Here is a 14,312-nt window from a genome sequence, read left to right on the forward strand (position 1 = left end):
TCCGTCACAATCAATAAAACAACCCGTATAAAACAGGACAAGCGCATCAGCGCGCTAAAGCAAATATTAGTCCATTGAGAACAGAGAACCGGCCACAGAACGGTGAACGTTTATATTCACCGGTGGATGATTGGATTGATTAAATTGCTTAGAGAATGTCATCTGTAACGTAAAAAAAGGGGGGAGGCCGCGCGGCCTCCCCCTTCTTCAGTCCGTTGCGACGGCTCGGTGCCGTCCACCGGTCAGCGGCGCCCTGGCCTCCCACGGGCTGACCCCGCAGTACTCTCGGCGCGATGGGGCTTAGCTTCCGGGTTCGGAACGGGACCGGGCGTGCCCCCCATGCTCTGGCCGCTGACCGGTGGGCGGCGCCCACCGTTACGGTGTCCGGTGTCTACTCACGTGCCCTGGGGGCCGCATGGCGCATAGGAGAGGTGACTCGGGGGCATCCTCGTGCCCGGACCGCGCGCATGAGCGCTCAGTCCCGCGGGCCGCGAGGTGCGGTTCCGGAAGAGCTCGGGCGATTAGTGCGGCTCGGCTGAGGCTGTCGCCAGCCTTGCACCTGCCGTCTATCGACCAGGTAGTCTACCTGGGCCCTTACCGGAAGGAGAACTAATCCCTGGAACGGCTTCCCGCTTAGATGCCTTCAGCGGTTATCCGCGCCGCACGCGGCTACCCGGCCGTGCCGTTGGTCGACAACCGGTTCACCGGAGGTGCGTCCACCCCGGTCCTCTCGTACTGGGGGCAGCCTCCATCGATTCTCCTGCGCCCACGGAGGATAGGGACCGAACTGTCTCACGACGTTCTGAACCCAGCTCGCGTACCGCTTTAAACGGCGAACAGCCGTACCCTTGGGACCTGCTCCAGCCCCAGGATGCGATGAGCCGACATCGAGGTGCCAAACCTTGCCGTCGATGTGGACTCTTGGGCAAGATCAGCCTGTTATCCCCGGAGTACCTTTTATCCGTTGAGCGACGGCCCACCCACTCGGGGCCGCCGGATCACTAGAGCCTGCTTTCGCACCTGCTCGGCTTGTGGGCCTCGCAGTCAAGCCCGCTTGTACTCTTGCATTCAAAAGGACGGTTGCCGACCGTCCCGAGCGGACCTTCGCGCGCCTCCGTTACCCTTTAGGAGGCGACCGCCCCAGTCAAACTGCCCGCCTGGCACGGTCCCCGAGCCGGTTGACGGCCTCGGGTTAGGACGCCGGTCGCGCGAGGGCAGTATTCCAAGGGCGGCTCCCCGGGGGCTGGCGCCTCCGGATCTGTGCCTCCTGCCTATCCTCTACACGCGGGACCAGCGGCCAATGCCAAGCTGCAGTGAAGGTTCACGGGGTCTTTCCGTCCTTCCGCGGGTAAGTCGCATCTTCACGACCAGTGCAATTTCACCGGGTCCATGGTCGAGACAGCGCCCAAGTCGTTGCGCCTTTCGTGCAGGTCGGAACTTACCCGACAAGGAATTTCGCTACCTTAGGACCGTTATAGTTACGGCCGCCGTTTACCGGGGCTTGGCTTCGGGGCTTCGCCTTGCGGCTAACTCCTCCGCGTGACCTTCCGGCACCGGGCAGGCGTCAGACCCTATACGTCGCCTTGCGGCTTCTGCAGAGTCCTGTGTTTTTGGTAAACAGTCGCTTGGGCCTCTCCACTGCGGCCCGCCTCCGCTCCCGGAGCAAGTCCGTTCACGTACGCGCGGGCACCCCTTCTCCCGAAGTTACGGGGCCATTGTGCCGAGTTCCTTGACCATGGTTGACCCGATCGCCTCGGTATGTTCTACCCACCCACCTGTGTCGGTTTGCGGTACGGGCGCGCACGCGCCTGCCTAGGGGTTTTTCTAGGGACCTCGGGCTCACTCGCTTCGCTTGATCGCTTCGTCCGGAGCCTCGCCCTCGTGCGGACCGGATTTCCCTGGTCCGCGGGCCGCGCTCCATCACGGGGACGTCCAGAACCCCGCCGAGCCACCCCCATCCGTCGCCCCGTCGGTCGTAGCGCCGCGTGCGCGGTGCAGGAATGTCTGCCTGCTGCGCGTCGGCTACGCCTCCCGGCCTCGCCTTAGCCCCCGACTGACCCTGGGAGGATTAGCCTTGCCCAGGAAACCTCGGGTTCACGGCGGACGAGTTACTCTCTCGTCTCTCGCTACTCATGCCAGCATTCTCACTCCCATGCGCTCCACCGCCGGTCGCCCGGCGGCTTCGCCGCCCATGGGAAGCTCCCCTACCGATTCTGAAAGTCAAAATCCCGCCGCTTCGGTGTCCAGCTTAGCCCCGTGTATTGTCGGCGCATGTCCACTCGACCAGTGAGCTGTTACGCACTCTTTGAATGCATGGCTGCTTCTAAGCCAACATCCTGGTTGTCTGGGCGGACGCACATCCTTTGCCACTCGGCTGGAACTTGGGGACCTTAGCGGGCGGTCCGGGCTGTTTCCCTCTCGAGCACACAGCTTAGCCCACATGCTCTGACTGCCGCGCTCTGGGCCGCCGGCATTCGGAGTTCGGTTGGATTCGGTAGGCGGCGAAGCCCCCTCGTCCATCCGGTGCTCTACCTCCGGCGGTGAACGCGCGACGCTAGCCCTAAAGCTATTTCGGGGAGAACGAGATATCTCCGGGTTTGATTGGCCTTTCACCCCTATCCGCAGGTCATCGCCGCCGTTTTCAACCGACGTGCGTTCGGCCCTCCACGGGGTCTTACCCCCGCTTCAGCCTGCCCACGGATAGCTCACCCGGCTTCGCGTCCGCGGCGCGGGACTCAAGTCGCCCTGTTAAGGCTCGCTTTCGCTCCGGCTCCCTTTCGGTTAACCTCGCCCCGCGCCAGCGACTCGCTGGCTCATTCTACAAAAGGCACGCCGTCACAACTGAAAAGTTGCTCCGACTGCTCGTGGGCGCACGGTTTCAGGTACTGTTTCACTCCCCTCCCGGGGTGCTTTTCACCTTTCCCTCACGGTACTGGTGCGCTATCGGTCACAGGGTAGTACTCAGGCTTGGATGGTGGTCCACCCAGGTTCGGACCGGGTTTCACGTGCCCGGCCCTACTCAGGGACCGCGTCGCGCCGTCCGGTCTGGGTTCGCGTACGGGGCTGTCACCCGCTGCGGCCGGCCCTCCCATGCCGTTCCGCTCCCCAGCCGGACCTGCGCCCGGGGGCGGCAGCCCCCGGATGCGCGGCCCTGCAACCCCGTCGGCGGAACCCCTGCCGGGTATGCCCGCTCGACGGTTTGGCCATCGGTCCCCTTTCGCTCGCCGCTACTCGGGGAGTCTCGAGATTGATTTCCTCTCCTCCGGGTACTTAGATGTTTCAGTTCCCCGGGTTGTCCTCCCGGCCCCTATGTGTTCGGGGTCGGGATATCCGTACTGCTACGGATGGGTTCGCCCATTCGGAGACCCCCGGGTCGAAGGATGTGTGCTCCTCGCCGGGGATTATCGCAGCTTGCCGCGTCCTTCATCGGCTCCCTGTGCCAAGGCATCCGCCGTGCGCCCGTGGTATCTTGCGGGACCGCTCTCGGGCCCGCGGGATATCCACGTGTCGCTAAAATTAATTAATCGATATCATGAATAGCGCTCGTATGTCGCAATTCGGGTATCTCATACCGCGGCACAGTAGTTGACTGTGCTCGCGATCAGATGCTCCTCACTCATTTATAAGTGAATTCTTCTTGTTTGGATCGGATGAATGATTGCTATCATTCTGTCTGATAAATCGCAGAAAAGAATCGAGTCTGGAAGAATGATCTTCCATCTCTCTCCTATCGCTATGCGGCTCTCAAGGTACGCGGGTGCGACCCCGGGGACCGGGTGCTGCGGGGACTTCATCGCGGGCGACATCCACCGGACGGGCTCCTGCCCTCTATTCGAGTTAAAGTTTGTCTCTCTAAGAACGTATCTCCCTAGAAAGGAGGTGATCCAGCCGCACCTTCCGGTACGGCTACCTTGTTACGACTTCACCCCCCTCACCCTCCACACCTTCGGCGCCTCCCCCCTCTCGGTTGGGCCGGCGACTTCGGGTGCAGACGACTCGGGTGGTGTGACGGGCGGTGTGTACAAGGCCCGGGAACGCATTCACCGCGGCATGCTGATCCGCGATTACTAGCAACTCCGACTTCATGGGGGCGGGTTGCAGCCCCCAATCCGAACTGGGGCCGGCTTTCCGGGATCCGCTCCCCCTCGCGGGGTGGCATCCCTCTGTACCGGCCATTGTAGCACGTGTGCAGCCCAGGGCATAAGGGGCATGATGACTTGACGTCGTCCCCGCCCTCCTCCGCCTTGACGGCGGCGGTCCCGCGTGGGTTCCCGGCATCACCCGATGGCAACACGCGGCGGGGGTTGCGCTCGTTGCGGGACTTAACCCAACATCTCACGACACGAGCTGACGACAGCCATGCACCACCTGTATGGGCTCCTCTCGGCCACGGGGTCTCCCCCGCTTCACCCATATGTCAAGCCCTGGTAAGGTTCTTCGCGTTGCTTCGAATTAAGCCACATGCTCCGCTGCTTGTGCGGGCCCCCGTCAATTCCTTTGAGTTTTAGCCTTGCGGCCGTACTCCCCAGGCGGGACGCTTAATGCGTTGGCTGCGGCACGGGGGGATCGTCCCCCCACACCTAGCGTCCATCGTTTACGGCTGGGACTACCAGGGTATCTAATCCTGTTCGCTCCCCCAGCTTTCGCGCCTCAGCGTCGGTCTCGGCCCAGAGGGCCGCCTTCGCCACCGGTGTTCCACCCGATATCTGCGCATTCCACCGCTACACCGGGTGTTCCACCCTCCCCTACCGGACCCAAGCCGCGGAGGTTCCGGGGGCTTCGGGGGGTTGAGCCCCCCGCTTCGACCCCCGGCCTGCCGGGCCGCCTACGCGCGCTTTACGCCCAATGAATCCGGATAACGCTCGCCCCCTACGTATTACCGCGGCTGCTGGCACGTAGTTAGCCGGGGCTTCTTCTGCAGGTACAGTCTTGACTCTTCCCTGCTGAAAGCGGTTTACGACCCGAAGGCCTCCGTCCCGCACGCGGCGTCGCTGCGTCAGGGTTCCCCCCATTGCGCAAGATTCCCCACTGCTGCCTCCCGTAGGAGTCTGGGCCGTGTCTCAGTCCCAATCTGGCCGGTCGGTCTCTCAACCCGGCTACCCGTTGTCGGCACGGTGGGCCGTCACCCCGCCGTCTACCTGATGGGCCGCGGAGCCATCCCCTCCCGTCGGGGCTTTAGCCGGGGTGCCATGCGGCACCCCGGGGTATCCGGTATTACCCGTCCTTTCGGGCGGCTATCCCGGGGGAGGGGGCAGGTTCTCCACGTGTTACTCAGCCGTTCGCCACTCGCTTCCACCCGGAGGTGGGTGCCGTTCGACTTGCATGTGTTAGGCGCGCCGCCAGCGTTCATCCTGAGCCAGGATCGAACTCTCCGTCCAAAATATATGGGCTTCGAGCCCGTCCGGTCCTCTCAGTCATTCGCTGATCGGTTCCGTTCGATTCATATGGTTCTATTAGATAGGAAAAGGAATTTCTCGGGGCCGCCTCTCGGCGGCCTTGCGAAAAACAAATCCAAGTTAGACCATTTCAAATGGTTCGATGTCTGCCCGGATGCGACACATCTGGTGTGTCCATCCTCGCAGTATCCGGTTCTCAAGGTGCACGCCCCGCGGTCCATCCGGTTCGACCGGGCCGCGCGGCAAGGAGATATATTGCCAGACCGGAGGGCCCCCGGGGGCGGGAATCCAGCACTCCATATTTTGTTCACAAATGAATAGAACCCTCAGTTGCTTCACTGAGGCCGTATTCGAAGCAGCAGCTTCTGATATTGGCGATGACCAGCTGGTTTAAAGGTGTTAAGGCATCGGTCATCTCTGGAGCGCCACTTTACTCCAAAAGCATCAGCTATTTGTTTCCCGTCGGTAAAAGGCAGATTTTGTTCGCCAAGCGTTCTTATATATAGAGAAGTTCGGGTTCGAACCCGTGCCGCGGCAACAAAAAAGCGACCAACCGGAGTCGATCGCTTTCTATTCTATGGTGGAGCATCCAGAAGATGCTTCCGAACTCGTTTTCTCGGTGCCATTCATGCTTTCGAAGCATCGTTCGACCTTCGCAGCCTCATGTTTTGAGGATCTGCCGTGTTTATCACTGTTATTAATGAGTGTGCGGAAGTGATCCTCATACAGATACGTGCGATCCGCCAGAGAACTGAGAAGCATCTTTCTGCAGCCCTCGTTGTCTATCCTCGCATCTCTCAGGTCTTCCGGAAATTCACAAGCAGTCTTAGGGTCAGTTTGTTTCTGCTTTCAGAGACTTGTTTGAGAGTTATTAAAGACAGTTCAAAACAATAAGTGAGACACCATAAAGCAGAGCAAGATGTGCCGGATAGAAAATGTAGAAGAAGTATTTCAGCTTCAGCCCTCGCTTGCCATTATAAAGATTGATAAGCAGCAACGAAACGACCGCGGCAGCAACATCAGGATTAAATACATTAGCTGTAGCAAACTCAAATCCGCCGCCAACTATATGGCATGACGAAAGGAGCACTGCGCATACTGCAGCAAAGAACATCTTGGCCTTGCTGTCGTGGAATAAATAGAATGCAGCCACAAGCAGAATGCCATACACGCCGCCATCTAGTTTAGTGTATTCAGCTGCCAGTGCTGTCAAAACAATCAGAGCAATTTCTGCGATGTGCCTCTTCCATTTTGAAAGACTTTGTATCTTTTCCAGAATAATCAAAAAGACCAAGGAAAGCAGGAGCTCGCACATAACATTTTGTTGCCGAAGGTCAAAGAGTTGCCCGGTTTGAACGAAATCGTATATGGGCTCCGCAATGATTGCGAAGACAAGCATATTTCGCAGGTACTTCTTTATGTCATGAGTATGCAAAAATCCCTCAACTATCAAAAAGCAAAATAAGGGAAATGCAATTCTGCCAAGAACATGAAGCACATCCGAAGCCTCGCTTAGAATCGCCCACTGCTCGTCTGATATCTGATTGTACGATGCGTGAGTCATGATTCCATTGGTCAGGACGATCCTGCTTACATGATCGAGAACCATCGAAATGGCCGCTATTATCTTTAATGTGCTGCCGCTAATTCCGTATCTATCTGTTTTCATTTCGTTTTCCTTTCTTTGGGTGGGCCGTCAGGGGTTCAGCCTGCTCCGCAGGCGGCCGCTGCGGCGCTTCGCGCCTTGCGCGCTGCGCTGGCAAACGCTCACGCGTTTACTCAGCTCCGCGCCCCGACGGGTTCGAACCCGTGGCGCGGCAATAAAAAAGCGGCCGGCATCCGCCAGTCGCTTTTCTATTCTATGGTGGGCCGTCAGGGGTTCGAACCCTGGACCTTGGGATTAAAAGTCCCCTGCTCTGCCAGCTGAGCTAACGGCCCGCGGGTGGCATTGTACCACGGTCTGGGACTATTCCCAACTCCATTGGCCGTTCTGGAAAATCACAACTTCACGTCCATCAGGCGTAATGCCCTTAATATCGATGTCGTCCGTGCCGATCATAAAATCGACGTGCGCGCTCGAGACGTTAACGCCATGCTCCAGGAGCTCTTCCTTGGACATGTCGTACCCACCCTCGATGCATTCGGGGAAACCGACACCTAGCGCGAGATGGCAGCTAGCGTTCTCGTCATAGAGCGTGTCATAGAACAGAACGCCGCTTTCGCGGATCGGAGTGTTCTTGGAAATGAGCGCGACCTCGCCCAGATGAGCGGCACCTTCATCGGTGTCAATAATGCTCGCAAGCGTCGCCTTGCCCACACGGGCATCGTAGTCCACTACGCGGCCGGCCTCGAACTTAATCCAAAAATCGTCAACCTTGTTACCGTGGTGAATGAGCGGCATAGCCGAATACACGATACCGTCGGCACGCATACGATCAGGCGAGGTGAAGACCTCCTCGGTGGGGATGTTGGGGAAGAAGGGGTGTCCATCGGGCGTCTTACCCTTGCCGCCGGCCCACTCGTGACCCTTCGTCATGCCAATCGTCAGATCGGTTCCATTTGCCGCGGTGTAATGTAGGCGGTCAAAACGATTGTCGTTCAGGAAACGCAGGTTCTTTTCGAATGCCGCGTCATGAAGCTCCCAGTCGCTCTCCGGGTCCTGGCCATCGGCACGAGCGGTGTGCAGAATCGCATTCCACAGCTTATAGATTGCAACCTCATCGGCGTCTCCCGGGAACACCTCGCGCGCCCATGCCACGACCGGAGCGCCAGCGATGCACCACGGGTTGATGTTGTAGTCCAGTCCACGGCGGAAGACCTTGCACTGCGTATTCCTTGCCTTAGAAGCTGCAGCAGGCTTGGCGGGATCGATGCCCTTAAGGGCGGCAGGGTCCGCACCCTCGATAAAGATAAAGCAGGCGCCGTCCTGGGCCAGGGAATCCAGCTGCAGGCGCTTCCACTCGGGCGTCTGCTCAAAATAGCTTTTATCGACATGCTCGTACGTGAGCCTCGTCACGGCATCATCGGCCCAAATGACCGTCACGTGACCAGCGCCGGCGGCATAAGCCTCCGCGACCACCACGCGGGCAAAGGGCGCGCACTCGACCGGAGACTGAACGACAACCTCCTGGCCGGGCTTGACGTTTACGCCCTTGCGGACAACCAGGCGCGCATAGTTTTTAATCTTGGGCTCCAGGGCCTTCATGCCCTCCAGAGCTTCTTCGACCGTCAGGGCAGCTCGAATCATGTGCCACTCCATCTATCTATAGAACAGTAAAAAGGCGCGCCGCTAAAACGACGCGCCTTATATCTTAGCGATATGTATGAATACAAACGCTACTTCTTCTTGGAGTCCTTCTTGTCCTCCTCGGCAGCCGCGCGCTCAATAAGAGCGTTGAGCTTGTTCTCGGACATGCCCTCGGCCTGCGTGCGGTACATGTTGCGCAGGGGACGGATACGAACGAAGTCGTAGATAAAGTCACCCAGGATGATGACATAGGACAAAACGATGCCGACCATCTGGACGGGGCTGGACACCGTGCCGCCGGGAGCGAAGTAGAGCGAAGCCCAAATTGCCACGACGAGTACCATGCCGATGGCGAGCACGGCCCACCAGATACGACGGCGCTTGGTGTAGTCCTCATCCTGCTTGAGGAGGATATTCGACACCGTGTAGATGCGATCCTCGCGGGCACGCTGTTTGGCCTTGCGGGCGCGCTTTTCCTCCTTGGAAAGACCTTCCAGGTTTTCGCCCTTCTCGAGCTCCTTGCGGCGTGCCTTGGATGATGCCGGCACGACGCGAACGGAGCTCGCTGCCTGGCGGGCGGGCTTAGCAGATGCGGCGGACTTGCGCGCAACCCCGGTAACTTCGTGGGATTGCGTGCGCTTGTTCGTGGCGCTACGGGTACTCACTTATGCGTTCTCCTTCATGCTTGTGAACTGGGAGCCCGTGATGATCTGGAAGGCCTCGCGATAGCGCTCGGACGTGCCATCGATGACCTCGGCGGGCAGGTGCGGGGTCTCCCCCGTCATATCCCAGTTGGCTTTGAGCCAATTGCGGACGAATTGCTTGTCGTAGCTGGGCTGAATCTTGCCCTCCTCGTAGCTGGCGGCAGGCCAGAAACGGCTGGAGTCAGGCGTGAGGCACTCGTCGATCAGCGTGACCTTGCCATCGATGACACCGAACTCGAACTTGGTGTCGGCAATGATGATGCCACGGGTCGCTGCATACTCGGCGGCAGCCTTGTAGATCTTGAGGGAAAGGTCGCGAATCTGCGTGGCGATGTCCTCGCCCACGATCTCGCAGCAACGCTCGAACGAGATGTTCTCGTCGTGGTCACCGATCTCGGCCTTCGTGGACGGCGTAAACAGCGGCTCGGGAAGCTTGGAAGCCTCGGTCAGGCCCTCAGGCAGCTGGATGCCGCAGACGGTGCCGTTCTCGTCGTAGGTCTTCTTGCCCGAACCGGTCAGATAGCCGCGGACGATGCACTCGATAGGAATCGTCTGGGCCTTCTTAACCAGCATGGCGCGGCCGGCGAGGTAGTCACGATACTCAGCAAACTCCTCAGGGAAATCCGCCGGGTCGATGGAAACGAGGTGGTTGGGAACGATGTCGGCAAACTTATCGAACCAGAATGCCGAGATGCGGTTGAGCACCTCTCCCTTAAACGGAATCTCGTCGGGAAGAATGAAGTCGAACGCAGAAATGCGGTCGGTGGCGACCATCAGCAGGTTTTCACCGGCATCGTAGATATCACGAACCTTGCCACGGGAATCCGGACGACGCTCCATCGTTGTCACGTGAGTCACTCCTTACCAAAATACGACAGTAATGCGGGTTCTTTCCCGCACGTTTTCGCAAACTCGGAGCGGCAGGGACGAAACCCCTCCTTCACCGAATAGCGAAAAGCTAGTGCTCCATTGTAGTAGATGCCGCGTCCGCCGTGTGCTCGCGAGGCAGATGAATCGTAAAAGTCGTACCCTTTCCAAGCTCCGACTCCACGGATATGTAGCCGTGATGGCGCTCGACGATCTGTTTAGTCACGGCGAGGCCCACGCCCAGACCGCCCGCCTCACGGGCACGGCTGGCATCGGCGCGCCAAAAACGGCCGAAGATGCGCGACAAGTCATCCTTGGCAATACCGATGCCGGTATCAGAAACGGCGATGCTGACGTGTTTGCGGTCACTGAGCACCGACACCACGACCCAACCGCCCTCGGGGGTGTAGCGCATGGCGTTGCTCATGAGATTGATGACGCATTGTGTGATCATGTCGGGATCGGCTTCGACGACATCGTCGTGACCTTGGGTCTCGTCAGCAAAGCGCAAGCGCAGATCGCGGTCGACAAAAAGGCGCTCCTGGGCATTGACGATGGAACGCACGAAAGGAACCATGTCCACCGGCTCAAGGTTGAGCGGAGCCGTGCTGTTTTCCATGCGCGACAGGTCGAGCATCTGCTGCACCAGACGAGCCAGGCGACGCGTCTCGGAAGCAACAGTCTCCAAGTGCTCATCGTCGGTAGGATATACGCCATCCTGCATGGCCTCGACCGTTGCGAGCATGGCCATAAGCGGCGTGCGAAGTTCGTGAGCCACGTCCGAGGTCAAACGTTTCTCGTGTTTCATATCCTTCTCGAGCGAAGTGGCCATCTCATCGAATGTCTCGCCCAGTTGATCGATCTCGTCATCGCCGCGCAAGCCCGTACGAGCAGACAGATCGCCATCGCGAATTTGCTTGGCCGTGCTGGTAATACGGTGAATCGGCTTGGTGAGCATGCGCGACACGAGTGATCCGATAACGACCGAAATGCAAACTGCAACAACCGCAGCAAGGGCCATGGCGTTAAAGGTCTTCTCCCTAAACGCAGAATCTGCCTTGGTGAGCAAGGCATCGGAGCCGATGGCCCACAGCTTTACTTGTCCGACATGCTCGCCGGAAGACGTTATGATTTCGACGTTTGCAACGCTATCGGAGCCGGTGGGAGCCGACGAGACCGGACTATGCGATGCTTTTTTCCCGCTCGAGCTGCTCGACGGCGATTCGTTCTCGCGCACATCGGCGGTCGCGCTTGCCGAAGGCCATGAGTCGTCATAAACGACAACGCCTTTCTTGTTGACGACCTGCATACCCAAATCGTCGGACACCAAACTCGATGTCGCGACCGTACGTAGCTCGCCCGCAGTCCAATTGCCGTTTTCCTCATACGACGTCGCAAGCTTTTCGGCAGCGGAATTTGCGATTTCGACGATATTGGAGCGCGTGTAATCCGAAAAGACCGTGCCCCACACAACAGAGACCACGCCCACCAGCACCAATACCGTCATGAGCGATGTCAGAGCAAAAGCAAGTGCCATGCGCGAGGGATAGCTCATCGTTGGCCTTGAATCGGAGCGAGGCGTGTTCCAACTAGCCTTGGAACCCGCCTCGCTCTCCTGCTTGTGCTTTTGTCCGATTTCAAAGCGCGCAGGTGTCATATGTGATTTCCCTATTTCTCGTCCGACTTATCGGTCTTGGCCGGAGCCTCGAAGCGATAGCCGACACCATGAACGGTGTAGAGCCACTTGGGCTTCTTGGGATCATCGCCCAGCTTGGCGCGAAGGTTCTTCACGTGGCTATCGATGGTGCGCTCATAGCCCTCAAAGTCGTACCCAAGCACCTTCTCGACCAGCTCCATACGGTTGTAGACACGGCCGGGATGACGAGCAAGCGTGGTGAGCAGCTTGAACTCGGAAGCCGTCAGATCGACTTCCTTGCCCTCGACCAAGATCTTGTGGCCCGAGATATCGATGACCAGATCGCCGAAGTCGAGTACCTCGACGGCTGGCTCGTCGGCCTGATGGGCACGGCGGAACAAAGCGCGAACGCGCGCGACAAGCTCGCGCGGCGAGAACGGCTTAATCAGATAGTCGTCGGCGCCGAGCTCAAGACCGATAATACGGTCCTCGATCTCGCCCTTGGCAGTCAGCATGATGATGGGGACATCCGAGGTATCGCGAATGGTGCGGCAAACGCGCTCGCCGGGGATCTTGGGGAGCATAAGGTCGAGCACGACCAGGTCGAACTGATGCTTCTCGAACTCCTCGATCGCGGACTGGCCGTCGCCGACACCCACAACCCAGTAGCCTTCGCGCTCGAGATAGGCAGCGACGGCGTCACGGATTGCCTTCTCATCCTCGACCAGCAGAATCTTTTTTGCATCTGAAGCCATAACACGGCCCCCCTGTCTCAATCAGCTAAGAACAAGCCCATTTTAACGCACCTGAGCCCGCCGGATGCCACTATGACGCGGCAGCTCGGCGGGCGGTACTCACAATTACAACGCGTTTATTCCCCTGTTGGCGCCTTTTTAACCCCTCTAAGCTTAAAGAGAGAATAGGCGTGCGGTGACCGTCTCGGGTATACCCTGGCTGTTGCGCACCGTGGCGTACGTAAGAAATGAGTCCGATTTTCCCGCCGTAGCTGGATAATCGCCATATTCCAAAGCGCGGTCGGGCGACAGTAGCGAGCCATAGGTCTTGGCAGAGGTGTCGATGAGAAAATGCGATGCCTGTACCTTAACGAGATATTTATTCTTCTTGCCGGCAGCACATGCGAGTGGCTCGCGGGACAGGAAGAGGTATGGCCCTCCCTCATTACCGATATACGTGCCCATGTTGCCCAGGCTGCCCACGCCACTATAGGTCGCCTCGATAGAAAACACGAAGGTATCGCCCATATATACGGCCTCGAAAGGCGAGACTGACGAGGGAAGGACTAGCTGGGCACGTTTGGTGTTGTTGCCATCGGTCAGATCGATTGCCGTTATGCCGTAGTAGACGCCCTCGTCGTTGCGGACACGCGGCGAGATGGTCAAAATGCCGTCGCTCACGCGCGGGGCCGACGCAAAGCGGCCCGTCGATTTCCAAATTGTCTCGGCCTTGGATTCATCAAGCGAGCGACGATAGCAAAACGAATCACTACTCGTTTTATTGCCGCCTGCCGAAGGCATTTTATACCAGATGGCTGATGACCCGAACGCCGTAAACAGTGGCGGATCGTAGTCCTTGCCACCTCGATCGAGCTCAACCACGTCGCCAGAGAGCGAAGCGCCCGACAGATTTTGAGCGTAGAGTTTCCACGATGAACTGGCAAAGTTCATCTCAACCCACGCAAACACGCCGTCGCCGGCACGGACATCGTAAAAAGCATATCCCGTGCCCTCGATAGGATTCTCAATTAATGTGGTAAGCGAGCCATCGCCCAGGTTGAGCACACCGAGTGTGTTGGCGTGCAGTGCCGATGCGGGCGCCATCATTGCCGCAGCATAGTCACCATCGCAGTAGTACAGCAACGTGCCCAGCGGCAGCGTCCACGATGCCGCCGGCTCAAGATCGATGTCAACTGCCTCGTACTCATCAGTGATCGAGACAATCTTCGAATCGTCCTTGATAACCTGCGGCTCGCCAGCGGCATCATCACTGGTGCCTGTTTTTTTCGAACATCCGGCAAGCACCGTGGCAGCGCTCGCGGCAACTCCGCCGAGCACAAAGCCGCGGCGCGATATTCCGTTCTTGATGTGGTCGGCGATACCCATTAGGCGATCTCGGCGCGAGCGGCCTCGATAGCGCGCGTAAGCTGATCAGCGCAAGAGGTCTTCTTCATGCCGCAGGTATTGCCGGCAAGAACCTCGATCACACGGTCGGCAGGAGCGCCCTCGACCAGTTTGGAGATGGCCTTGAGGTTGCCATCGCAGCCGCCGGTAAACTCAACGCCCAGCACCTTGCTGCCGTCATCGGAAAGGTCAAGGTGAATATTGCGAGCACACACACCCTGCGGCTTGTAATCAAACGAAATCATGCGATCCCCTCTCAGAATGTTATTCGAGACGACTATTATCCCCGTCTTTCCCTAAATGCAACGAGGCGCTTTGCCGGCA

The 14,312-nt window shown here is 58.7% G+C and carries 8 protein-coding genes, 1 tRNA gene and 3 rRNA genes; all 12 read right to left on the reverse strand.

The genetic code is table 11. The features are described 5' to 3' along the window. Window positions 1–240: 240 nt before the first annotated feature. A 5S ribosomal RNA gene (rrf, locus tag OIL88_01560) occupies window positions 241–356 on the reverse strand. A gap of 145 nt (window positions 357–501) precedes the next feature. Further along, window positions 502–3,475, reverse strand: a 23S ribosomal RNA gene (locus OIL88_01565). 397 nt (window positions 3,476–3,872) lie between these two features. Further along, window positions 3,873–5,378 (reverse strand): 16S ribosomal RNA (locus tag OIL88_01570). Together the 16S, 23S and 5S rRNA genes form the textbook arrangement of a ribosomal RNA operon. Before the next feature lie 889 nt (window positions 5,379–6,267). Continuing rightward, window positions 6,268–7,065, reverse strand: a complete 798-nt coding sequence (locus OIL88_01575; protein HJI71069.1) for a conjugal transfer protein TraX — start codon at window positions 7,063–7,065, stop codon at window positions 6,268–6,270. A gap of 193 nt (window positions 7,066–7,258) precedes the next feature. Then, window positions 7,259–7,334, reverse strand: a tRNA-Lys gene (locus tag OIL88_01580). A 28-nt stretch (window positions 7,335–7,362) separates the two neighbouring features. Then, window positions 7,363–8,643: an aminopeptidase gene (locus OIL88_01585; GenBank protein ID HJI71070.1), complete on the reverse strand. Its 1,281-nt coding sequence runs from the start codon at window positions 8,641–8,643 to the stop codon at window positions 7,363–7,365. Window positions 8,644–8,732: 89 nt separating this feature from the next. Continuing rightward, a complete protein-coding gene (locus OIL88_01590) occupies window positions 8,733–9,308 on the reverse strand; it encodes a hypothetical protein (protein HJI71071.1) in 576 nt (191 codons plus the stop codon). Next, on the reverse strand, window positions 9,309–10,187 hold the full coding sequence (locus tag OIL88_01595; GenBank protein HJI71072.1) for a phosphoribosylaminoimidazolesuccinocarboxamide synthase: 879 nt from the start codon (window positions 10,185–10,187) through the stop codon (window positions 9,309–9,311). It lies immediately after the preceding gene. Window positions 10,188–10,305: 118 nt separating this feature from the next. After that, window positions 10,306–11,871 carry a HAMP domain-containing histidine kinase gene (locus OIL88_01600; protein ID HJI71073.1) on the reverse strand — a complete coding sequence of 522 codons (1,566 nt, stop codon included), beginning with the start codon at window positions 11,869–11,871 and terminating at the stop codon, window positions 10,306–10,308. An 11-nt stretch (window positions 11,872–11,882) separates the two neighbouring features. After that, the gene (locus OIL88_01605) at window positions 11,883–12,605 is read right to left on the reverse strand and encodes a response regulator transcription factor (GenBank protein ID HJI71074.1); all 723 of its coding nucleotides are present in this window, start codon (window positions 12,603–12,605) and stop codon (window positions 11,883–11,885) included. Window positions 12,606–12,758: 153 nt separating this feature from the next. Then, complete coding sequence (locus OIL88_01610) at window positions 12,759–13,970, reverse strand: twin-arginine translocation signal domain-containing protein (GenBank protein ID HJI71075.1); 1,212 nt, start codon at window positions 13,968–13,970, stop codon at window positions 12,759–12,761. Then, a complete protein-coding gene (locus OIL88_01615; GenBank protein ID HJI71076.1) occupies window positions 13,970–14,233 on the reverse strand; it encodes a TIGR03905 family TSCPD domain-containing protein in 264 nt (87 codons plus the stop codon). Before OIL88_01615 ends, OIL88_01610 begins: the two co-directional genes overlap by 1 nt. Between the last annotated feature and the right edge of the window lie 79 nt (window positions 14,234–14,312).

It is taken from the genome of Coriobacteriaceae bacterium (assembly GCA_025992855.1).
Lineage (GTDB): Bacteria > Actinomycetota > Coriobacteriia > Coriobacteriales > Coriobacteriaceae > Collinsella.